General features: G+C 42.7%; 20 protein-coding genes and 1 pseudogene. 4 read left to right on the top strand and 17 right to left on the bottom strand.

Going from position 1 to position 21,469, the window contains the following annotated elements; translation table 11 throughout:
- Positions 1 to 735: 735 nt before the first annotated feature.
- The 9 genes from KHN78_RS16330 to KHN78_RS16290 all read right to left on the bottom strand — a co-directional run bounded on the left by KHN78_RS16330 (position 736) and on the right by KHN78_RS16290 (position 9,326).
- Complete coding sequence (locus KHN78_RS16330) at positions 736 to 891, bottom strand: YoaH family protein (protein ID WP_128812907.1); 156 nt, start codon at positions 889 to 891, stop codon at positions 736 to 738.
- A gap of 42 nt (positions 892 to 933) precedes the next feature.
- Positions 934 to 2,055 carry a conjugal transfer protein TraF gene (locus KHN78_RS16325; RefSeq protein ID WP_211917245.1) on the bottom strand — a complete coding sequence of 374 codons (1,122 nt, stop codon included), beginning with the start codon at positions 2,053 to 2,055 and terminating at the stop codon, positions 934 to 936.
- Between the two features lie 59 nt (positions 2,056 to 2,114).
- On the bottom strand, positions 2,115 to 2,996 hold the full coding sequence (locus tag KHN78_RS16320) for a DUF2861 family protein (RefSeq protein WP_211917243.1): 882 nt from the start codon (positions 2,994 to 2,996) through the stop codon (positions 2,115 to 2,117).
- Positions 2,997 to 3,004: 8 nt separating this feature from the next.
- Complete coding sequence (gene vxrB / locus KHN78_RS16315) at positions 3,005 to 3,667, bottom strand: response regulator transcription factor VxrB (RefSeq protein ID WP_128812910.1); 663 nt, start codon at positions 3,665 to 3,667, stop codon at positions 3,005 to 3,007.
- Positions 3,642 to 5,063, bottom strand: coding sequence for a sensor histidine kinase VxrA (gene vxrA / locus KHN78_RS16310; RefSeq protein ID WP_317984257.1), 1,422 nt, complete (start codon positions 5,061 to 5,063; stop codon positions 3,642 to 3,644). Before vxrA ends, vxrB begins: the two co-directional genes overlap by 26 nt.
- Before the next feature lie 232 nt (positions 5,064 to 5,295).
- Entirely contained in the window at positions 5,296 to 6,690 is a 1,395-nt protein-coding gene (pntB, locus tag KHN78_RS16305; protein ID WP_211917239.1) for a Re/Si-specific NAD(P)(+) transhydrogenase subunit beta, read from the bottom strand.
- Positions 6,691 to 6,702: 12 nt separating this feature from the next.
- Positions 6,703 to 8,259 carry a Re/Si-specific NAD(P)(+) transhydrogenase subunit alpha gene (locus KHN78_RS16300; protein WP_211917237.1) on the bottom strand — a complete coding sequence of 519 codons (1,557 nt, stop codon included), beginning with the start codon at positions 8,257 to 8,259 and terminating at the stop codon, positions 6,703 to 6,705.
- 372 nt (positions 8,260 to 8,631) lie between these two features.
- Complete coding sequence (locus tag KHN78_RS16295; RefSeq protein WP_211917235.1) at positions 8,632 to 8,913, bottom strand: HlyU family transcriptional regulator; 282 nt, start codon at positions 8,911 to 8,913, stop codon at positions 8,632 to 8,634.
- 44 nt (positions 8,914 to 8,957) lie between these two features.
- Complete coding sequence (locus KHN78_RS16290) at positions 8,958 to 9,326, bottom strand: late competence development ComFB family protein (protein WP_211917233.1); 369 nt, start codon at positions 9,324 to 9,326, stop codon at positions 8,958 to 8,960.
- A gap of 259 nt (positions 9,327 to 9,585) precedes the next feature.
- On the opposite strand from KHN78_RS16290, the gene KHN78_RS16285 reads away from it, so the two are divergent.
- Entirely contained in the window at positions 9,586 to 10,830 is a 1,245-nt protein-coding gene (locus tag KHN78_RS16285; protein WP_211917231.1) for a GGDEF domain-containing protein, read from the top strand.
- 68 nt (positions 10,831 to 10,898) lie between these two features.
- Here KHN78_RS16285 and KHN78_RS16280 read toward each other — a convergent pair whose 3' ends face one another.
- Together KHN78_RS16280 and KHN78_RS16275 are read right to left on the bottom strand one after the other, a co-directional pair.
- Positions 10,899 to 11,873: a Solitary outer membrane autotransporter beta-barrel domain gene (locus KHN78_RS16280; protein ID WP_211917229.1), complete on the bottom strand. Its 975-nt coding sequence runs from the start codon at positions 11,871 to 11,873 to the stop codon at positions 10,899 to 10,901.
- A 348-nt stretch (positions 11,874 to 12,221) separates the two neighbouring features.
- Positions 12,222 to 13,193: a diguanylate cyclase gene (locus KHN78_RS16275; protein WP_211917227.1), complete on the bottom strand. Its 972-nt coding sequence runs from the start codon at positions 13,191 to 13,193 to the stop codon at positions 12,222 to 12,224.
- A 332-nt stretch (positions 13,194 to 13,525) separates the two neighbouring features.
- Here KHN78_RS16275 and KHN78_RS16270 point away from each other — a divergent pair, with 332 nt between their 5' ends.
- The gene (locus tag KHN78_RS16270) at positions 13,526 to 13,930 is read left to right on the top strand and encodes a DUF3069 domain-containing protein (protein ID WP_211918870.1); all 405 of its coding nucleotides are present in this window, start codon (positions 13,526 to 13,528) and stop codon (positions 13,928 to 13,930) included.
- Positions 13,931 to 14,009: 79 nt separating this feature from the next.
- On the opposite strand, the gene modC is transcribed toward KHN78_RS16270, so the two are convergent.
- From modC to KHN78_RS16250, 4 genes and pseudogenes are all read right to left on the bottom strand, one after another.
- On the bottom strand, positions 14,010 to 15,116 hold the full coding sequence (gene modC / locus KHN78_RS16265) for a molybdenum ABC transporter ATP-binding protein ModC (RefSeq protein ID WP_211917225.1): 1,107 nt from the start codon (positions 15,114 to 15,116) through the stop codon (positions 14,010 to 14,012).
- Positions 15,116 to 15,803 (bottom strand): annotated as a pseudogene (gene modB / locus KHN78_RS16260) (molybdate ABC transporter permease subunit). The gene modC and the pseudogene modB overlap by 1 nt, the downstream one beginning before the upstream one ends.
- 72 nt (positions 15,804 to 15,875) lie before the next feature.
- Positions 15,876 to 16,628, bottom strand: a complete 753-nt coding sequence (gene modA / locus KHN78_RS16255; RefSeq protein ID WP_211917223.1) for a molybdate ABC transporter substrate-binding protein — start codon at positions 16,626 to 16,628, stop codon at positions 15,876 to 15,878.
- Positions 16,629 to 16,713: 85 nt separating this feature from the next.
- Positions 16,714 to 18,165 carry a cobyric acid synthase gene (locus KHN78_RS16250; protein ID WP_211917221.1) on the bottom strand — a complete coding sequence of 484 codons (1,452 nt, stop codon included), beginning with the start codon at positions 18,163 to 18,165 and terminating at the stop codon, positions 16,714 to 16,716.
- 162 nt (positions 18,166 to 18,327) lie between these two features.
- Between KHN78_RS16250 and KHN78_RS16245 the strand changes: the two genes are divergently transcribed.
- Positions 18,328 to 18,699, top strand: coding sequence for a YgiW/YdeI family stress tolerance OB fold protein (locus KHN78_RS16245; RefSeq protein ID WP_211917219.1), 372 nt, complete (start codon positions 18,328 to 18,330; stop codon positions 18,697 to 18,699).
- 198 nt (positions 18,700 to 18,897) lie between these two features.
- Complete coding sequence (locus KHN78_RS16240) at positions 18,898 to 19,434, top strand: hypothetical protein (protein WP_211917217.1); 537 nt, start codon at positions 18,898 to 18,900, stop codon at positions 19,432 to 19,434.
- A 144-nt stretch (positions 19,435 to 19,578) separates the two neighbouring features.
- Here the strand turns inward: KHN78_RS16240 and KHN78_RS16235 are convergent, their stop codons facing one another.
- Both KHN78_RS16235 and KHN78_RS16230 read right to left on the bottom strand, forming a co-directional pair.
- Positions 19,579 to 20,259 carry an ATP-dependent zinc protease gene (locus KHN78_RS16235; RefSeq protein ID WP_211917215.1) on the bottom strand — a complete coding sequence of 227 codons (681 nt, stop codon included), beginning with the start codon at positions 20,257 to 20,259 and terminating at the stop codon, positions 19,579 to 19,581.
- A gap of 12 nt (positions 20,260 to 20,271) precedes the next feature.
- Positions 20,272 to 21,459: an amino acid aminotransferase gene (locus KHN78_RS16230; protein WP_211917214.1), complete on the bottom strand. Its 1,188-nt coding sequence runs from the start codon at positions 21,457 to 21,459 to the stop codon at positions 20,272 to 20,274.
- Positions 21,460 to 21,469: the final 10 nt, after the last annotated feature.

Below are 21,469 nucleotides of genomic sequence, written 5' to 3'. Positions count from 1 at the left end.
CTCCCTAGTGAGACTAGGGTGACATCGTCACTTAATAAAGACTTAGCACAGCAACTACCAAGCGGTAACGTGTAAGTCACAGAGAGAGCATTCCTTCACTTTCAACGCTACAGTGTCACGTAATAAGAAATAGTTACCTTAGTTATCATAAAAACTTACGTTTGAAACTGATCAAAATGTGGAGTTATAAATCGCCCCTTACCTATCCCAATCATCGGCTTTGTTGCTGATTTCAACATTCCTTAATCTCAATTCATATTTAACATGGTAAGCGTCTGCTAGTACTCACTGTTTGCGCAGCGACCATTATCATTGAATATATTTTAATGAAATAAACGTGACAATGTCCCTTTCTGACTTGTACAGAATAATTCACTGGCTACAAACTCGTGAGATTTATATCTTGTAATTTAATTACACCAAGTGGTATGTCTCGACTGATAATAAGTTTAAAACACTGCCATAAGTTGCTGTTTTATCTGCATTATTGTCATTCGACGTGAAGCAATCACGCCTGATTGCGTTGTTAGTCTTTAGTGGATAAAGCATCGTTAGTAAAATTTTACCAACTTTACCTGCTAAGATCTTCATAGGTCTTAAAGGAATAAAAGATACACTGTAACGTAATCCGTTGTTTATCGCGGACGATCGTTAAGTTTAGAGAATGAGCTTGGGTAAGTAAGGTATAAAGCAGACGTAAAAAAGCAGGGTCTGTGCCCTGCTCTTTGTGATTATTCAGTCTTGCTGCTTGGCGGCGTATTCCGCTCGGATTTGCTGAGCAACTATTTTAATGGCTTCTGCGGTGCTGGTGCCCTTTGCCATCAATTCTTGAATTTGCTCTACAGCTCGTTGTTGTTCTTGATGAGACAGAGGTGGTAAATCGTCAAACATAAAAAAGCTCCTCAATATAAGGAGCTGACTATAACGATTCGCTTAGTACGTCGCAAGGAAATTAATCGATGCCCCCATTGCATTTTCATTTGTATATTGCGCTGCAATGTCTAACTCAATGAGATTTAGTGGTGTGAGCCCTACACCCGCCGTAATGGTCCCTTCGTTATCAGAGTAAGCAAGATTTTTCTTATAGCCCGCACGGAGGGCAAGTTGACGAAGCAAGTCTACTTCCACACCTACTCTTAACATCTGAGTGTTATCATCAAACGACGAGAATTTTTTCTCTTCATTCAAATCATAATCAACACTTGCTGAAAAGTAATCTGCAACGTAACCCGCCCCCACGGTATAGACTGGGCGCATACTGTAATCTTCAGATGCGATTGTTGTGGTTCCATTATAGATAAATGCTTTAGTGCTAATGTCTCGACCCATTAGGTTTTTGGCTGAAATACCTAAGCGATATGGACCGAAAAACCATAGAGCACCAGCATCGAAATTAAACATTGTCTCTGCAGTTTCGTTTTCACGCAGGTTTTTGGTATCAAAAGCCGCAAAGCTTGTTGCGTATGAATAAGTATAAATTCGCTGAAGCTTAGGAGTAATACCGAATGACATGTGCTGGTTCATGAAGTTGGTGTACTTCGCCAGCGAGATCCCCGCTTCTGCTACACCGATTGATACCCCACGCACGTAGTTTTTATTTATATCGGTAAGGTCCGTGATTTCTGGCTGGACAAAAGATTCGGTGTAAAGCTTTCCGTAAGCCGTGGCAGATAAAAACCGGTTTGGAATTCCGACTGCTACCACGCCCCCAACATCGAAATTCATCGTACTAGTGCCCAGATTTTTTAATTCTGTACCCAAGTTAGGATCAGTCGGGTTCATTTTCCCAATTCTATCAATGGTATCGATGATGTTATCTTGGTCATTATAGTTAATACCAAAGCTTGGTACGATCATACCTGCATCATCATTACGTCGATAAATGGCAGTGAGAGCTGGATTGAAAAATGGCGCGGTAAGATAAGAGGCAGCCACAGTGCCGACACCACCCATCGCATCACTCCTTGCTTCGACGGCATAAGTTCCAGCAAAAGCAACGCCGCTAAATGCAGCGGTAGATATTATGGCAGCTAAAATTTTTAATTGGGTTTTCATACTACACTTGTACTTTAGTTCGTCCTGAACTTATATCGGCACAAGTGCAGTTTCTTTAACTATTCTTCTTGAGAAACATCATAGGTTCGACTAATAGTTTGAGCTTGCTCAACAATTATCTCTCCCTGCCACCTTCTACTGTTGATGCTAACCGCTAAAACATAACGATCATTTGGGATCCCATCTAACTCCAACGAGTTCGGGTAGTTAGATTCATAGGTTTTATTCCAGACTTGATCATACTGACCATCAACATAGTCAAAGAGTCCAACTTCTAATTGAGGTAATGGGCAGTGTGGATTTCTTAACGCACTTTTCTCTACTTTCCAGTTTTCTTTTGATGTCCAACGTACATATTGTGAAGAGCTGGAATCGCCAAGAATTACCCATGTTCGGTAGGAACGTCCATCTTTAGCAACAATAGATAAATGATATAAACCTGCTTCAACTTTGCCCGTTAAATTATATCGCTTTAAATAATTGCGCTCATTAAGTAACTCCGTACCTGGTATTGGCTGCTCGTGACTAAAAGAGCTGTCTGCGGAAATGGTCGTGTCGACCCAGCGTCGAAATGAAATTTCATCGATATCCGTTGTTGAGCGAAGCTTTACAACCAATCGATAGGTATCACGACCCGGACTTTGAATGGTTTGTCGAATGACGTTAACGCCGCTTATCCACTCAGGCAAAGCAATACTACTTAAAGATTTACCACAGTCTTTGGACAACGATTGCCCTAATAGGTCATTGAGATAAGGCGTAACGCGCTTGTTGGGTTCACTTTGCCAAAGCTCAACCAGTGAGTTGAACATTGCCCCGAGGTCATCTTCAAGAAGGTGTTGGTGCGCTTGGGTTAAAGGAGTATTAGATTGAAACCAGTCCATTGCTTGGACTGGTTTTATGATCATTAATGATAGGACTACAGGAAGTAGTGTTTTCATTATCGATGTTACGCTTTCATTTTGTAACCAACGCCGCGAAGCGTTTCGATCTCAAGACCTGGGAGCTTTTGACGTAGCTGAAGGACATGCGTATCCACAGTACGAGTCGTTGGGAAATGGTTATAACCCCAAACGTGGTCAAGTAACTCATCTCGTGTAAATACACGGCCAAGATTTGATGCTAAAAATAACAGAAGATCAAATTCTGTACGAGTTAGAGTGATCATGTCACCTTTGAATACTACTTCGCGAGTCGCACGATCAATTTCAAGATCTTTTGCTGTTACTTTATCTGCATTGTCTTGATCGGCAGAGTCCGGAGCACGAAGTTGAGCACGGATGCGCGCAAATAATTCTGCTTCAGCAAATGGTTTCGTCAGGTAGTCGTTTGCACCCGAGTCTAAGCCTGCTACTTTGTCTTTAACCGTTACAAGCGCAGTAAGCAAAATAACTGGAATATCCTTGGTTTTTTTCCATTCAGGAAGATGATTTACAGAGTCACCATCTGGTAACTGGCGGTCTAAAATGACTAAATCAGCCTTTTTCCACTGTGGTTCTACGTCTGAAATACGCTCCACATGCAAACACTCGTATCCTGCTTGTTCCAGGCTTACTAACAGGCCGTCAGCCAAGTTTTTATCGTCTTCAACGAGTAGCAGTGTCTGTTTCACAAGGTATCTCCAATATAAAGGTTGTAGGTGGTCCCATTAAGGACATTTTTCCGCCCATGCGGCCTACCATAGATTCAACAATTGTTAATCCAAGTCCTAATCCACTCTTACTTACGAATGGCTTTCTTAAGTTTGACCAATCTTTAGCCGTCAAATCGCCAGCATCTTGGACTTGGATAACTATTTTTTCGTCACTGGTCATAACATTTAATTCGACCGGTGCTACGCCATACTTAAGTGCATTGCGTAATAAATTATCGATACAGGTGCCTAGCCAGTATACGTTAAGTTTGGCTGCGATATCTTCATTAATACTGAACTGTACCGCGTTTTCAAACTCTTCTTCAATCTTATATTCAAGCCACTCTGCTACAGATGGAACCCAATCTGTGGCAAGCATTTGATTATCCGACTGAAGATAATCTTTACTTGCTTCAGCAAGTTGTCTTAAACGACGAGTGTCTTCACATAAGCGACGAAACTCATCGTATACACTCTCAGGTAAGTGTTCAAACTCTCGCCGGAATCCCTCAACCGTTAGAGACAAAGACGCAATTGGTGTTCTTAGCTCATGGGTCAGAATCTGAAGAACCAGCATCCGGCTGCGCATTTCTTCTCGCTTACTGTTCCAACGGTAGACCGCCCAGCCAATCACGAGCAATATGTTCGCAATAACAAGGACGATCATACTGATCCTCAACACTTGGGAGTGATCTTCCACATCCCAGCAAACGTTGCCGCGTTTTACGAAACAACTCCTGCTCTCCGAGGCTAATCCAAACGACAAGCCTGCGATATCTACGTTTTCTTTCCAAACATCTTTACTGAATACAAAGTAGTGATCGCCTCTTCTCAGCCATAACTCTTGGTCTTCAATAAACATACTTGCACCACCAATAAGCGCATTTATGGCATCATCATCCATATGCTGAAGGCTAGTAAGCAGTTCATCCCCCTCTTCGTTATTACGCTCTTTGATATGCATATACTGAGCGAGCACACTGCGTAGCTCCGGGTATTTCTCTGCATATCTGGCTGCGTAACTCCCGCCTCCTGGGTGAATCAACCCACTACGTGAGAACCATCTAGGTGTTAATTTCGTTCCTTTGCATAAGGCACGCGTAAAAACGAGAGGTTCGGTAATTAAAGGGCTGAGTGGCAATTTTCCGCGACAAGTATTTGCCAGCCGATATAACTGCTGTATGTCTTTCAACGGATAATCAGCTGTTTGAGGGAGCATTGAATCCGGAGAAAGAAGTTTGGTTGGGTAGTTAGATTGAAGTATGCGTATATCGTACGATTTAAGGGCTTGTTCGTAATTAAAAAGCTCTGTAAACGTATCTATTCGTTCTGGTAATGAATCTGCAAATGCGCTTACCGAAATAAGAGGTAGCATTAAGGCAGAACGGAGCAAAAACTTTTTAATCAAACTGTTACCGTTACTATTCACATTAACCAGAACTATACATCAATCATAAAACAAAAGACATCTGGAGGATCAAGGATTTGCAGTACTATAACAATTGAATAAAAAAGAAACGACAAGGTAAAAATAGAAACGAACAGACGAAAAAGGGCCAGCGCAATGCTGACCCAATGATTAAAATTATGTTTTTATTCGTTTATTGTTATAGCGCTTTAAAGATAGCCTCAACGCTCTCTTTCGCATCACCGAACAACATTGACGTATTTTCTTTGAAGAACAACGGGTTCTGAACGCCAGCATAGCCCGTGTTCATCGAGCGCTTAAACACAACCACATTTTGCGCGTTCCAAACTTCTAATACAGGCATGCCTGCGATTGGGCTGTTTGGATCTTCAAGTGCAGCTGGGTTTACTGTGTCGTTCGCGCCGATAACCAAAACGGTATCTGTTTGTGGGAAGTCATCGTTGATCTCATCCATCTCTAGTACGATATCGTAAGGGACTTTTGCTTCTGCCAGTAGAACGTTCATGTGGCCTGGTAGACGGCCCGCTACAGGGTGAATACCAAAGCGAACTTCAATGCCTTGAGCTCGAAGCTTCTCTGTGATCTCATGCACTGGGTATTGTGCTTGCGCTACTGCCATACCGTATCCCGGAGTGATGATCACTGATTTTGAGTTCTTCAGCATTTCTGCCACTTCTTCAGCTGAAGTTTCGCGGTGTTCGCCCTGCTCTTCATCACTTGAGATCACAACTTCTTGACCGAAGCCGCCAGCGATAACGCTGATGAACGAGCGGTTCATGGCTTTACACATGATGTAAGAAAGGATCGCACCCGAAGAACCAACTAGTGCACCCGTTACGATCAGTAGGTCGTTTGCAAGCATAAAACCTGCTGCCGCTGCTGCCCAACCTGAGTATGAGTTCAACATTGAAACCACAACTGGCATATCTGCACCACCGATAGACGCAACTAAGTGGTAACCGAATGCGAATGCAATCAGCGTCATTACGATCAGTGCGAACATGCTGCCGTCCGCTTTTACGAAGTAAATCATAAGAAGCGTAGAAACGACGATCGCCGCAAGGTTCATTTTGTGCTTGTGAGGCAAGTTAAGTGGCGAGGATGAGATCGTGCCGCGTAGCTTACCGAAAGCAACGACCGAACCCGTAAAGGTTACCGCACCGATGAACACACCAAGGAAGACTTCAACAAGGTGGATTACGTGCTCAGCGTGCATACCTGCGAGGTCCGTTGATACTGGCGCAGGCGGCTCTAAGTAACTGTTGTAACCTACCAATACCGCTGCCATACCTACAAAGCTGTGTAGAATAGCAACCAGTTCTGGCATTTGAGTCATTTCTACTTTTTTCGCGTAGTGGATACCGATGCTACCACCAATAACCATAGCGATGATGACCCAAACAAACCCTTCCGCACTCGGGCTAAAGATTGTCGCAATAAGCGCAATCGCCATACCCGCAATACCGTAGTAGTTCCCCTTTCTTGCCGATTCTTGTTTAGACAGTCCCGCGAGACTTAAAATGAAAAATAACGCAGCAATTATATATGCCGCTTGTACTAATCCTGCAGACATTGGTTACTCCTATTATTTATCTTTGCGGAACATTTCGAGCATACGTTTGGTCACAGTAAATCCACCAAAGATGTTTATGCTTGCAATGAGTACAGCAATGAATGATAGGAAGGTAACGACACCATTACCCTGACCAATTTGTAGCAGCGCGCCCACTACAATGATGCCTGAAATCGCGTTGGTTACAGACATAAGCGGAGTATGCAGTGCGTGTGTTACGTTCCAAACTACGTAGTAACCAACCACACAGGCCAGAACGAATACGGTGAAGTGAGATAGGAACGCAGCCGGAGCGACAGAAGCAACCCATGCAAATGCACCTAAACCGACAGCGAGCGCACCGAATTTCTTCACTGGTGACGTTGGCTCTTCGACTTTAGGTTGAGGTTTAACTGGTTCCTGCGGTTTAGCTTGTGGTTGCGCTGACACCTGAATTGGTGGCGCAGGCCAAGTAACCTCGCCTTCTTTCACCACAGTTACACCGCGAAGAACAACATCTTCAAAATCAATATTGATGTTGCCGTTTTTCTCTTTGCACAGCAATTTTAGAAGGTTTACAAGGTTGGTTGCGTAAAGCTGAGAAGATTGCGTAGGCAGTCGACCTACCATATCGGTGTAACCAACGATTTTCACGCCGTTCGCCGTGGTGATCACTTGATCTTTTACTGTGTATTCACAGTTACCACCGTTTGCGGCAGCAAGGTCAACGATCACGCTGCCCGCTTTCATGCTATCCACCATTTCTTTGGTGATAAGCGTTGGCGCTGGTTTGCCAGGAATCAGTGCTGTTGTGATGATGATATCAACGTCTTTCGCTTGCTCAGCGTACAGCTCAGCCGCTTTTTTGTTGAATTCATCTGACATTTCTTTCGCGTAGCCGTCACCTGAACCGGAATCTTCTTTGAAGTCTACGGTTAGGAACTCTGCACCCATCGATTCAACTTGCTCTTTTACTTCAGGACGAACGTCAAAAGAGCGAACGATAGCACCAAGGCTACCTGCAGCACCGATTGCAGCAAGACCTGCAACACCAGCGCCCGCAACCAATACTTTAGCCGGCGGAACTTTACCTGCGGCAGTGATTTGACCAGTGAAAAAACGACCAAACTCATGAGCAGCTTCAACGACGGCACGATAACCAGCGATATTAGCCATAGAAGAGAGTGCATCGAGCGCTTGAGCACGTGAAATACGAGGAACAGCATCCATAGCGAGAACATTAATGTTCTTGCTAGAGAGTTGTTCCATTAACTTCGCATTTTGAGCCGGCCAAATGAAGCTCACAAGTGTTGCCCCATCTTGAAGTAAAGCGATTTCATCAAGGCCTTTTTCGGCATCAACAATAGGCGCATTCACTTTTAGAATGAGACCAGAATTCCAAACTTCTTCACTAGATACAATTGTCGCTCCTGCCGCTTCATAAGCCGCATCGTCGAAACTGGCTAGCACCCCCGCTTGTGATTCGATTACAACATCGAATCCCAATTTAATTAACTGCGCAACCGAATTAGGTGATGCAGCTACTCGCGATTCTCCTGCGAGTATTTCTCTAGGTACACCGATTTGCAAAACGCATACTCCTTGTATACATATCTATTAGTAATTTCTATATCCCCATACCAAACAAACTTTGACAAAACTGCCAATCAGTCGTTTGAGAAAAGCAAAGCGTCACTCATTCTTTTGTATCTAACGTACACAGTGACTTCAAGCATTTTGTAACAAAAATACAAAAATTCATTACATATAACGCCTAGTCATGGTGAATCTTCCCCTCAGGATTGAAAAATAACCACGACCATTCGGACTACAGCGTGGTCCAACCAGAAGCCAACTAAGTGCTTAATTTACAAATAATTTGAGCTTAAAAACAAAAAGAGCCATCAGCATATACACTAATGGCTCTTTCATAGATGATTGGAATCAAGTTACTGTCAGATCTCAATCGAAGATTGTTTCACCCATTTGATCAATGAACATTTGCGATTTTTTTAACATCAGTTCATTCGCATCTTGTTCTGAACCAAGCAGGTCAGATCGAATGAAGCGGTGACTTTTTACTTCTCCATCAAATTCTTTCTCAATCCGACCAGCAATACGATATTGCCCATTTTCAGGAATGCTATCTTGGTAGATCAAAAAGCCTTTATACTCGATAGGCTCGATGTTTTTTACTTCGGCAGTACTTTTACCGCCACCAAACAAGCGCGAAAAGAATCCCACGGTTCCTCCTAGAGGTGTGCAATTTAGCGAAAAGAATGCACAAACTACTTTGAATTGATGTTTAAGATTGGTTGTTCAAACCACTCCAGTTCTTTGTCCTCATCATAACTTGTATGAGAGAAAATTACAGGCACATCATTGTTACGATTCGTTCTTCTATCTTGCTGAATCATATTAGTTGCGTTTTCGAGAGCAATATCAACGCTATTTTTAAACCTTGTTAACTTATCTTCCGGAAGGGCAGAAAGAAAATCGATATCATGGCGGATGTAAATCGGTTTGAGTTGGGTTAAGGCCAAACAAGCAATATCTGCAAGTTGCTCATTAGTGAACTGTTGAATGTAAGTATCTGTACTCAGTACTTGGCCGACTAAGGTTTCCATATAATTGTGAACATCTGAACTAATTTGCATCGTTCTCTCTCCTTTGTCTTACCCTAGCTTTAGATTACAACGAAAGTATAGCAGTCAATAACATAGTGCAACTTGTTGATTGATTTAAATTTAATCAACCTCTCTCTTTTTATCCTCACTTACTGCAAAACACTTGGCAATTTCGTAAATACACGTATTCTAGTTGGTTTCGGAAGTGTTAATAGTGTGCATTTGACTAACCACATTCATTCACTTCATACAGGAACTGTCGATTAGTTAAGTAGGTAATTTGTTGTAGATGGCATCATCTTTAATGACCTCACCCGGCTTTAGGTTTGCATTCCCCATTATATTAATGGGAGCAATCGGCCTAGGAATGGACCACATTGTTCAAATGACCCAGTCAAACTGGGGCATCGCTGCTAACATGCCGTATATTCTACTCGGTTGTGCTTTGGTACTATGTTATTCCTTTAAGCAAGGCCGAGAATCGATGGTGTGCATCGCCATGTTGTTTGCATACTTCGTCATCCAAAATCGCCTTCAGACACCCTTGCAAACGGGCACAACACTCCTCGAACTCACTATTTTGGCAACGCTTTTACCCGTCTCCTTTCTCGCGGTGTTCTTATTCAACAAAGAAGGCTTCGATTCACAAGCCACACTGACCTACGTTGCTTTACTGCTTATGTTTATTTTTTGGTCTTACGTGACCTTAACGTATTATGTGGTTGGTGGATTTGATGAATGGACTGACAGCATTCTTTTTATTGTGCCAAGCGTGTCCAAGTTGCCCTTGATATTAGTGCTCTACTGCATTGGTATTGTTTGTTTTCTTGGCATACTTGTTCTTAAGAAAAACAAGATTATCCATGCGATGACTTACTCTGCGATGGTCTTAGCAAGCGCGACTTTCATCTTCTTCGACGTTCAATATATCTCAAGTACAATGTTTACCTTAACGGGTCTATTGATCATCGTTTATTCAACGTCAGCGAGTCACCAACTTGCTTTCACCGATAGCCTCACTTTAATCCCCAGTCGACGCGCTTTGGACCTCGATCTTAAACATATGGGCAGAAAGTTCACGATCGCCATGCTCGACGTCGATCACTTTAAAAAATTTAATGACACTTATGGACATGATACCGGTGACGATGTCCTGAGAATGGTAGCCGCACGTATTATGAAAACTCAAGGAGGAGCCAAAGTTTATCGATTTGGTGGAGAAGAGTTTACTATCGTCTTTAAAGGAAAATATTCCGAAGAGTGCGAAGAATATTTAGAAGAAACACGTGAAGCCATTGCTCAGTATAAAATGACGCTCAGAGATCAAGATTCTCGCCCAGATGACAATAAGCAAGGTAAAAAACAACGTGGCATTGCCAGTTCTAAGAACAAAACGGTATCTGTCACCGCTAGCTTTGGTGTAGCAGACAGTCGCAGTGCACGAAACCCGCTTGAGACAATTAAATTGGCAGATGATGCTTTGTACAAAGCCAAAAAAGCTGGCCGAAACTGCGTGAAGTTCAGCCGTGCTTGATTTTTATTCGAAACCTAACAATGCCTTTCCCTGCGAAAATAACGTGTTACTTTCAACGATTGGTATAATTACATTTGGTTAAAGAAGAATACTAGGCTGCCACCTTTAAATGCACTCCCGTAGTTTAAACTTAATCCAACCCCAACGTTTGTCACCAATGGAATATTGAATGGCGGAGTCATTAACCACCCCATACTTACCTCGTAGTAATGGTCCGTTTTGAGCGGTTTTTCTATATCGCCACCAACGTCAACGCGGTTAAAACTGGTGTAAAACGACTGCACCATGTTTTGCCAAATTGCAAGGCGATAAAAGACTTTTACGCCGTTTACCCAATACCAACCCTCAGGATTAACCGTGTTATTTCCGTTGCCAAAATTGACGCCCACGCCATTAAAGTAGTGTGGTGAGGACCAGAAATACCAATTTCCGAAATGGCCGTTTTGTGAATACTTAAGTGTCGCATTAATTTCCCCAACCATCGCAAGCGAATTGGTATTTACATAGACACCATCGATCTGATCTTTGTAATCAAAAAGTGCATCACTTCGATAAGCGTAATCATTCTGATAATACATCAGATGTGTACCTGCCGCACCGCTTAGCGACACACTAGGCGACAAATAGGCCTCATGTTCCATCTCTAGATATCCGCCCAAAATCAATTCATCTAAGTCATCTGCCATCGCTGAATCTAAAGCATGCACTTTCTGTTCACTAGACAACAAATAACCTCGCCCATTGACCTTTGTTTGGTAAGGCGAATAACGATAATTTCTTACCGGCACACTAAAAGGAAGTGACATGACAGTGATCTTTTTCCTTAGATCTACCGATTCCTCATCGCCAAGTGACTCATCATCAAAATTCAAATATTCATTCGGATCAAAGTCGGAGAAGCCGACAGTAAACACATCGCTATCGGACAGGACAATGCTGGAAGCAAAATTATAATCGAATTCTTTTTCTAATTGCTTTCCGACCGTACCGGCAGACGATGCTGAAGAGGCGAAGCACATCGCCAAGCAAACCAACTTACGCATATCTCATTTAAACGAGTAAATGTCGTTCCATGACTGAGGTTATGTGTTCATCTTCCTATGAACCAAGGGCGCGCGATTTTGGCGCCAATATAGAAGAATTGCAAACGCTTTATTGGTCATTTAACCGATATAAAACTAGAGAAAGGATGCCTATCACAAGTGAAACGTTTGCGACAGAACAAGCACGTTGTCACCATCATGCACCACTCGTGAAAAGTGCTTAAAATTTGCACAAACAACGACCTGTATGTGACAATGTAACTGACAGTGCTAGGAATAAACAGAAATACTAGGCATAAACAGAAATACCAATCAATATGCTGTAATATTGTTCAACGTTAAATCGCGTTAACTTTCAGAATTTATTGAACTTCTTAACGTGTATGTATTCCTACCATCTGATTTTGATTGGTACATGGCAATATCCGCTTCCGAATAAATATCTTCTAGCTTTTCCCTACCAAAAGGAACAAACGAAAATACACCTTGTGACACCGTCACTCTTGTTGCCGTATACGAATACTCATGTGGGTAGTTAAGATTATCAACCGCTTGTTTTACACGCTTCGCTTCTTGTTCTGCTTGAATTTCATTAGTGTTACTCAATAAAACAACGAATTCTTCACCGCCATAACGGCCTACGTATTCTTCTGCTCGATTAAAGGTCGTTCTTAGCTGATCTGCTAGAGCTTGTAGGCATCGGTCTCCCTCTAAGTGTCCATAGTTGTCATTGAACGGTTTGAAGTAATCAACATCTAATAATATCACCGTCATTGGCGTATTCTGACGACCATGCCAGGCAAGCATAGATTGGAGTTTTTTATCCATGTAGCGCCGGTTGTACAATCCGGTAAGGCCATCTTCATTGGCTTGATTTTTTAGCCATTGGTTCACTTTTTCTAGTTGAGCGGTTGCTTGTTTTAGCTCTCGCCTCATTTGTGCAATGCGCTGCATCGCCATCAACTTTGACGTTAAAACCAACTTATCGACCGGCTTTATCAGATAGTCGTCCCCACCGACATCAATGGCCTTAGCAATCATCTCAGGCTCTTCGTGTCCGCTAAGAAAGATGATAGGTATCCATTCTGGGAATGACTCACGAATATGAAATGCTAACTCAAAGCCATCCATATCGGGCATTGATATATCCAACAAGACTAACTCTGGGTCAAAGTCTTTATAGACACCAAGCGCTTCAATACCGCTGCCAACAGCTTTAACTTCATGTCCCTGCTGTTTCAGACGTATCGCTAACTGCATGCGTTCAATCTGAATGTCATCCACCAATAGAATGCGCATTGATGTTCCGGTCAGTTGCATAAAGAATCCTTTCTTCTTATCGGTATCTTTCAAAGATATATCACTTCTCTAATATCCAGCAAGGAACAATGACTTGTACTCGTGAACTCTAAAACCGATAAAGAACAATTGCTCAGTTGTTATTGCTCTATTCTTACCGTTAACAACTGCCTTTCATGTCTAATAAATAACCTTAAATCGTAGATATCAATTTTCGTGCTATATTTTTTGTTTAATGGTCACGTATTCAAATGGTTCTTATGGTAGCTATTTGATGCATTTGGTATTAATATTCCCGCCTTTTGTAACGAGAGACACACCATGTCAGAAGCAACTAACAACGAAATCAAAAAATCGATCTAGAAACCATTTCTCCTGAACTACGTAAAGTTATCGAATTTGACGGAGTTCCAGAAGAAATGTTCGAGATGGTTACCTCTATCCATGAAGTGTCTGAAGAAGCAGTTCGTGCGTCTTGGGACGAAATGCCAGCAAGTGCACAAAACATTCTGGACAACTTTGAGCAATTCCACGCTTTAGTATCAGTAGGCCAAGCATTCGCAGGTCTAAATGTAATGGAAGAGTTCCCTACGCTAAATCTGCCAGAAAGCATGACAGATCAAGATAAGGAAGAATACCGTTCTCAACTTCTTGACAATGTTCTTCACAACTGTGTGAAAGACATGGTTAAGCAAATGAAGAAAGCACGTCGCGATCCTATTCTTAAGCGTGAATTCAAAGAAGTATTTGTGAAGTAATTCGTTCGCGGAATACTTTTACACTACTCAAAAACGAAAAGGCTGCAGTTGCAGCCTTTTTATTATCATTAAGATTGAGTTAATGATGCGCTAGTGCCATATCTCGTTGCGTAACACTAACGCCCTTAACTTGCGCGTAAACAGAATCACCAACATTCAAACTAAGATCATCGAGAGCCCATGGCGTAATCGTTGCCCACAAATGGCACTCGTCAGCAAGTTTAAGTGAAACCGTAATACTTTGCTTGTCATCACCGGCGTTAAACTCTTCAATGGATGCGACCGTTGCAGGTAGAACATTTCGAATTGAGGTCGATACAGGTTTTTCTAATGCAATAGATACATCATTTGCACGAACTTGAAGACGTATCGGTTGTTCATCTTCACCATCGATTTTCTGCACCCATAAGCAAACATTGGCCGCGAGTTTCACACACGTCAATGCATATTTATCGTGATGATGAGCGATCTTACCCTCAAACAAACTACTGTGGTCAGAAAACGACTGCCATGGGCGCATAGCGTGTGATGCCCACACCTCTTCCAATTTGCCAGACGTCATGATTCTACCGCTATCAAGAATCGCTAGATGCTGCGCAAGCCGCAAGATCTCTTGTAAGCTGTGGGTAACATAAATAATGGGAATGTTCACTTGTTCAGAGAGTTCTTCCAAAAAAGGCATGACCTCTCGCTTACGTGGCATATCCAGTGAAGCGAGCGGTTCATCCATCAACAGCAGATTGGGTTTTGATAGAAGTGCTCTTGCAATAGCAACGCGTTGTTTCTCACCGCCAGATAGCGAGATAGGGAAACGCTTTAACAACGGTTTAATAGCCAGTAATTCTGTGACTTTATCGAAATACGAATCGTCTTTTTCTGTCACACCGTACAGTAAATTCCCCTGCACGGAATAATGTGGGAACAACCGAGACTCTTGAAACACATACCCAATTTTACGTTGATGGGTTGGTAAATTGATGCCTCTCTCGCTATCGAAAAGTACATGGTCTCCAACGATAACTTTGCCATAGTGTGGGGTAACTAAACCACTGATAACGTTGATCAGCGTCGTCTTTCCTGCTCCTGAACGGCCAAATAGCGCACTAATTTCGTTACCCGGTAACGACAAGTCAACATCAAAATGGGTGTCGCCAAGTATTTGTTTAAATTCAATTTTTATACTCATTACTTGGTTCCCAATCTTACCGTCGCTTTACGATGTAACCATTCCGAAATCATCAAAGTCGATAATGCCAGTGCAATTGAAATAATACACAAGCGCGCCGCTTCCATTTCTGCTCCTGGCGTTTCAATAAAGTTGTACATCGCTAACGGAATGGTTTGAGTCTCGCCCGGGATATTAGAGACAAAGCTGATCGTCGCGCCGAACTCACCAAGGCTGCGTGCAAACGAAAGCATCGTCCCCGTGATAATACCCGGTATTGTTAACGGTAATGTGATGGTAAAAAAAAACTTTGATTGGTGATGCCCCTAACGTAGAGGCCGCATGCTCTAGCTTAGGATCCACATTATCTAAACTTAATCGTACTGAGCGAACCATCAATGGCAATGCGACGACAATACAGGCGACAACTGCCCCTTTCCAATTAAAGCTAAACACCAGCCCAAAGTGCTCATAAAGCCAACTACCCATAAATCCTTGTCGACCGAGCGAAATCAAGAGCAGATAGCCAATCACCACTGGCGGTAAGACTAATGGTAAATGAATCAAGCTGTCTAAAACTGATTTTCCTACAAACGATTTACGTGAAAGGATCCAAGCTAGTGCTACGCCAAGCGGTATCAACCAGATAACCGCATACCCACCGACTTTAAGGCTCAACATCAAAGCTTGGTATTCAAGATCTGTCACTCTATCCCCTTATTACTGATAACCATACAAGGCTACTTAGAACCGACTTAGATTACTTATCATTGACTTTGATTACTGGAAACCATACTGAGAAAATACTTGTTGCGCATCGGATGACTGCAAATATTCAAAAAGCAGTTTGGACTCAGTTGAATCTTTAACAATAACTGCTGGATAAATAATAGCGGTATGAGAGTCATCGGCTAATTCTCCAACAATTTTCACCTTATTAGACAGTTGAGCATCCGTTTGATAAACAATCCCTAAGGGTGCTTCCCCCCTTTCAACCAGTGCGAGTGCCATACGTACATTCTTGGCGGGTGCAATCTGTCTTTCTAAGGCTTTCCATATTCCAAGATGGGATAATGACTCTTTTGCATACATACCTGCAGGGACAGACATTGGGTTCCCTAACGCAAGACGCTGTCCCTCTAATACTTGATGCCAAGCATTCGAATCCGAAAAGTTAAAACTTACAGTGTTGGAAGACTTGGGAGCAATCACAACAAGGCGATTGTGAACCAAATTAGTGACGCCGTCACGTGGGATCACCCCTGAATCCACCAAGTAATCCATCCATTGAGTGTTTGCCGATATGAAAATATCCGCAGGTGCACCATTTGTAATTTGTCGGGCAATCGACGACGAACCACCGTACACAGAGGTGACGGATACATCGTATTTATGTTCAAATTTTTGCACAATCTCATCAATGGCATTGGTCATAGAAGACGCTGCGTATATTTTGAGATCAGTCGCCGCATACGCTGATGATGAAATACTCAATATTGCCGTTAAGCAAGCATGAATTGTCCATGCTTTCATAAAATGACTCCGCTGCTAAACAAGTGGTGAACAGAAAATTGGGATAAATTCCCTTTTGTTTAGGCTTCAAATGGTAATAAATGGTTTATTTAAACAAAAAATCAAGCGTTATATGCTGTTCTATCGCATCCGCAATACGATTGATGCCTTGTTCTTTAAGTTGTTCGACGTTTTGCTGTTTTATTTGACTACCGTTTACCCAATCAGTTATCAAGCTCAAAGCTTCGGCCTCATCAAAAAGACCATGTAAATAGGTGCCCATGACCTGCCCACACTCACTTATCGCGCCTTCGAACTCTCCTGATGAAAGAATGATAGGTTGTTTCTCTTGTACTATCGTCTTCCCAACATGAATTTCATACCCTTTCACCAGCGCATCTTGACCATTGAGGTTTAATTGAGCTTGGGTATGAGTGAGCTTCTTACTATCAGTGAGTACTGTACGCACATTCAGTAAACCAAGACCTTGGCTTTGTCCTGGATCCCCCTCTACACCGAGCGGATCATCGATGATCTTGCCTAGCATTTGATAGCCGCCGCATATCCCAATCACTTTACCACCTAAGCGAATATGTCGCTGGATATCTTTGTCCCACCCTTGGCTACGCAGATACTCTAAATCATCTCTTACCGATTTAGAGCCAGGGAGTATGACAAGATCGGCCTTATCAATTTTTTCGCCTTGACCGACATAACGCAGATTAAGATCTGGATTTAAGCGCAACGCATCAAAATCCGTATGATTACTGATTCGAGTAACCACAGGAACAACAACGTTAAGTTTTACTTCATTCGCCAATTCTTGTTGTGAAGTTATGGCGTCTTCTGCTTCTAGATTCAATCCATGCAAATATGGCAACACGCCGAGCACTGGCTTACCTGTTTTTTCTTCAAGCCAATCTAGACCAGATTGAAGTAAGCTAATGTCACCGCGGAATCGATTAATAACAAAACCTTTTACCCGTGCTTGTTCAGACTCCGATAACAACGCCAACGTGCCATATAGGTGCGCAAAAACGCCCCCTCGGTCAATATCGGCAATGATAATCACGGGCACATCCGCTTCTTCAGCAAACCCCATGTTAGCGATATCGTTTTCTCTTAAATTAATTTCAGCTGGACTGCCTGCCCCTTCAATCATCACCGAGTCAAATTCTTCAGTCAGACGTTCAAATGAATCAAGAACCGTCCCCATGGCGACTTTCTTGTAATCATGAAAACCGACTGCATCCATATTTGATAACGCTTTACCTTGAAGGATGATTTGAGCCCCGGTATCACTATTGGGTTTAATCAACACCGGGTTCATATGCACCGTTGGCTCTATATTACTCGCTTGTGCCTGTACCGCCTGTGCTCTACCTATCTCGCCACCATCTTTGGTCACCGCGCTATTCAATGCCATATTTTGTGGCTTAAATGGGGCAACCTTTATCCCTCTTCGGACAAGAACCCGGCATAAACCTGCCACAAGGACACTTTTTCCGGCATCTGAAGTGGTGCCTTGAACCATTAACGAAGGGATTGCTGATTTCATGAGCGCTTTTAATGAGAAAAAGAAGTTGTGCAATCATAACGTTATCTTTGCATGAGACTCAAGAAAATGAATCGAATATGAATGCACATATCAGCAAAGGTTCAAATAAGGTTTGTTTTAATAACACCATCAAAAACGAACACCTATTTAGAGAATCAAATCATGAACAAAACGGTTATCGCTACAATTGCTGCACTGGCTATCGCTCCTACTTTCGTTATGGCTAAAGACCACCATGAGGCTCAATCAAATGTTCAATTTAACGGACCAGTAACTGTAGAGAAAGTAGATGCCCTGATCAAAGACTCCAACATGTTTACTGAAAAGAACGTTGTGGTTGAGGGGAATTTACTCCGACAAACTCGCGCGGATAAATTTATCTTTAGTGACGGTTCTGGCGAGATTGTTGTAGAGCTGGACGATGATATTCACTTAGTATCACCTATCGATCACACGACAAAAGTTCGTCTATTTGGAGAGTTTGAGGGCGGGAGTAAACCAGAAATCGAAGTTGAACAAATTGTTGTTCTGTAACGATTACTGCCTAGCAGCTTTGGCTGTCATCTAACTGCCATTTTGCCTCTTCTTTAGGCAATATAACTACACGCATCAGCACTTTGTCCTAGTGTGCTGGGTATAATGGAACACCTTAAATACTGTGCGTTTTAAATTTTGGTCTGCTTCTTGCAGACCTTTTTTTAATTCGTTTTTTATTCTTGCCCGGAGAGACCCATGCTAGGTAAAGCTCTAAAGGTTGCAGCCTTTGGTTTATGCGCTGTTTTGCCACTTTCTGCACACGCTAACAATTTCAACTACAACGTGATGGAATTTCGTATGGGTACAAGCCCAGGTACATTCGGTGGCGAAGTAACGACATATTTTACAGAAAACACGCACTTTATTGCCCGTGCAGACAGTGAATTCAGTGGTGACTGGGACATCGCTGGTGGTATCGGTTTTAACGGTCCTGCAGGCCAGTTTGCAGATATTTTTGGCCAAATGCTCGTCCACAACATTAAAGAAAGCGGCGGCGACAAAATTGGCGACGTATGGAAAACCGAAGTCAACATCGGCACTCGTATTTGGTTAATGCAAAATATGGAGATTCACGGACGCATTGGGCAATTGATTGATAATGAGGGGAACAACTCCGTTTACAACGTCGGTGCACGCTTCCACTCAACTCAACAATTATCTCTTGGTGCGGACTTTAAAAATAACGGCGTATATGGAACACAATTGGTTATGTCTGCTCGTTTTGCATTTTAATGCATCTAGCAGCGTTTCATGTCCATAGAAGTAATTAATAATGCTAGAAACTGAGTGTTCTGATAGACATAATAAAAGCCTCTCGATGGAGAGGCTTTTGGTTTGTGGTTCAATGAACGTCTAAAGTGCACGTTAACTACGTAACTATTTTCCCACTTTAGGTTTGTTCTGAACGTATTTTTTAGAGACATCAATAACGGCAATATCACGGAAGAAGCTACGTCCAAGCAGGATCGGGAACTTCATATGGCCACGTTCGGCTAACGTAAACTCCGTTTGCTCTTTTAAGTCACCCACTTGGATATAAGCGACAACCACCGCGCGTTTGTCCACCTCTTCCGAAGAAGATTGGCGCACTTTTGCCCAACGCTCTACTGGTAACTTGAACTCTTTACTCGCTTTACCATTAATATCAATTTTAAATTGAACCCAATCTTTACCATCACGCTCAAAAGGAACCACTTCTGTCGCACTGATAGAAGACGTTGTCGCACCAGTATCAATCCGAGCTTTAAACGTTTGTTTAATCGCAGGAACATAAACCCATTCCTCCGAACCCAGAATTAACATACCGTCTGGTGTTTTCTGCACTTTCGGTGGTTGTTCTGGCTTTGGCTTAGGTTTTTTCTCAGGTTTAGTTTCCGGTTTTTCTGCTGGTTTGACATCCGGTTTTGGTTCTACCTCTGGTTTAACTTCCGGAACTTCAATTGGTTGCTCTATCACCGGAGTTTCTGGTTCCGCAGGTTGTGTGGTCGTTGGTGTCGACGTACATGCAATAAGACCACCGCTCATCATTAGCGGCAGAATCAGTTTCCAATTCTTCATCAACTCTCCCAATTAACGTTGAGATACTTTTTGAATGGCGTCCGCTACATAAGGAATATGCGTTTCCGTTAGGCCTGCGATGTTGATTCGCCCATCACCTACGCCATAAATACCATAATCTTCACGCAGTTGCGCCATCTGATTTTCACTAAAGCCTAGCACAGTAAACATGCCTTTGTGGCTTTGTATGAAATCAAATTGATCTGTATTATGGTTAGTTCTCAACTCGTTACACAAACTCTGACGCAAGCTGACCAAGCGCTGTTGCATTTCACTCAGCTCTTGCTTCCAGATCGCCGTCAGATTGGCATCTTGCAAAATTGTTTTCACAAGTGCAGCACCATGATCAGGTGGCATAGTATAAGTTGCACGAGCAAGTGTCAGCAGTTTACCTTTTGCATTGGAAACATCTTGCAGGTTCTTGCCCACGACAATCGCAGCACCTGTACGCTCACGGTATAAACCAAAGTTCTTTGAGCATGAGGTGGTGATCAGCATTTCGTCGACATTATCGGCCATAAAACGAAGACCTTTCGCGTCTTGTTCTAGTCCGTCACCAAAGCCTTGGTAAGCCACGTCAACAAATGGTGTAAAACCATTCTTCTGAGACAGTTCAGTGATGGCCTGCCAAGCCGAAAAATCAATATCTGCGCCAGTTGGATTGTGACAACAGCCATGAAGAAGAACCACGTCAGATGGGCCTGCTTTTGACAAGTCCTCTAACATTTTTTCGGTATCAACTTGCTTAGTTTGAGGTGAGAAGTAATGATAAAAACGAACCTTAAGGCCTGCGGCTTCCATTACTGGTTTGTGGTTCACGTAGCTTGGATTAGAAATCCAAACAGTTGTGTCAGGTTGGGCAACTTTCATTAAGTCACCCAGCATACGCAGCGCACCACTCGCCCCTGGCGTTTGAATAGCCGAGACGCGATCCATGGCTGACGTTCCGGTCAAAAGTAGATCAATCATACTTTGATTGAATTCTTCGCAACCCGCTAAGCCAACGTAAGATTTGGTTTTTTGGTTTTCCACGACCACGTCTTGGGCCATTTGAATGGCTTTCATGATCGGAGTTTCACCTAAGCTGTTTTTATAAACGCCAATACCAAGGTCAACCTTGTTTGGGCGTGCATCGCCGCGATATGCGACGGAAAGAGATAAAATAGGATCTAATACAGGCGTTGGTAGATTAGAAAACATGAAAGTCATA

The organism is Vibrio sp. B1REV9, from assembly GCF_905175395.2.
Lineage (GTDB): Bacteria > Pseudomonadota > Gammaproteobacteria > Enterobacterales > Vibrionaceae > Vibrio > Vibrio alfacsensis.
This window is presented reverse-complemented; position numbering and strand designations above follow the sequence as displayed.

Excerpts from the sequence above, each read along its gene's own strand:
- pntB (WP_211917239.1), bottom strand. The coding sequence starts at position 6,690 with ATGTCTGCAGGATTAGTACAAGCGGCATATATAATTGCTGCGTTATTT.
- KHN78_RS16250 (WP_211917221.1), bottom strand. The coding sequence starts at position 18,165 with ATGAAATCAGCAATCCCTTCGTTAATGGTTCAAGGCACCACTTCAGAT.
- modA (WP_211917223.1), bottom strand. The coding sequence starts at position 16,628 with ATGAAAGCATGGACAATTCATGCTTGCTTAACGGCAATATTGAGTATT.
- modC (WP_211917225.1), bottom strand. The coding sequence starts at position 15,116 with ATGAGTATAAAAATTGAATTTAAACAAATACTTGGCGACACCCATTTT.
- KHN78_RS16245 (WP_211917219.1), top strand. The coding sequence starts at position 18,328 with ATGAACAAAACGGTTATCGCTACAATTGCTGCACTGGCTATCGCTCCT.
- KHN78_RS16320 (WP_211917243.1), bottom strand. The coding sequence starts at position 2,996 with ATGAAAACACTACTTCCTGTAGTCCTATCATTAATGATCATAAAACCA.
- KHN78_RS16230 (WP_211917214.1), bottom strand. The coding sequence starts at position 21,459 with ATGTTTTCTAATCTACCAACGCCTGTATTAGATCCTATTTTATCTCTT.
- KHN78_RS16330 (WP_128812907.1), bottom strand. The coding sequence starts at position 891 with ATGTTTGACGATTTACCACCTCTGTCTCATCAAGAACAACAACGAGCT.
- KHN78_RS16285 (WP_211917231.1), top strand. The coding sequence starts at position 9,586 with ATGGCATCATCTTTAATGACCTCACCCGGCTTTAGGTTTGCATTCCCC.
- KHN78_RS16280 (WP_211917229.1), bottom strand. The coding sequence starts at position 11,873 with ATGCGTAAGTTGGTTTGCTTGGCGATGTGCTTCGCCTCTTCAGCATCG.
- KHN78_RS16275 (WP_211917227.1), bottom strand. The coding sequence starts at position 13,193 with ATGCAACTGACCGGAACATCAATGCGCATTCTATTGGTGGATGACATT.
- KHN78_RS16235 (WP_211917215.1), bottom strand. The coding sequence starts at position 20,259 with ATGAAGAATTGGAAACTGATTCTGCCGCTAATGATGAGCGGTGGTCTT.
- vxrA (WP_317984257.1), bottom strand. The coding sequence starts at position 5,063 with ATGCTACCTCTTATTTCGGTAAGCGCATTTGCAGATTCATTACCAGAA.
- KHN78_RS16240 (WP_211917217.1), top strand. The coding sequence starts at position 18,898 with ATGCTAGGTAAAGCTCTAAAGGTTGCAGCCTTTGGTTTATGCGCTGTT.
- KHN78_RS16325 (WP_211917245.1), bottom strand. The coding sequence starts at position 2,055 with ATGAAAACCCAATTAAAAATTTTAGCTGCCATAATATCTACCGCTGCA.
- KHN78_RS16290 (WP_211917233.1), bottom strand. The coding sequence starts at position 9,326 with ATGCAAATTAGTTCAGATGTTCACAATTATATGGAAACCTTAGTCGGC.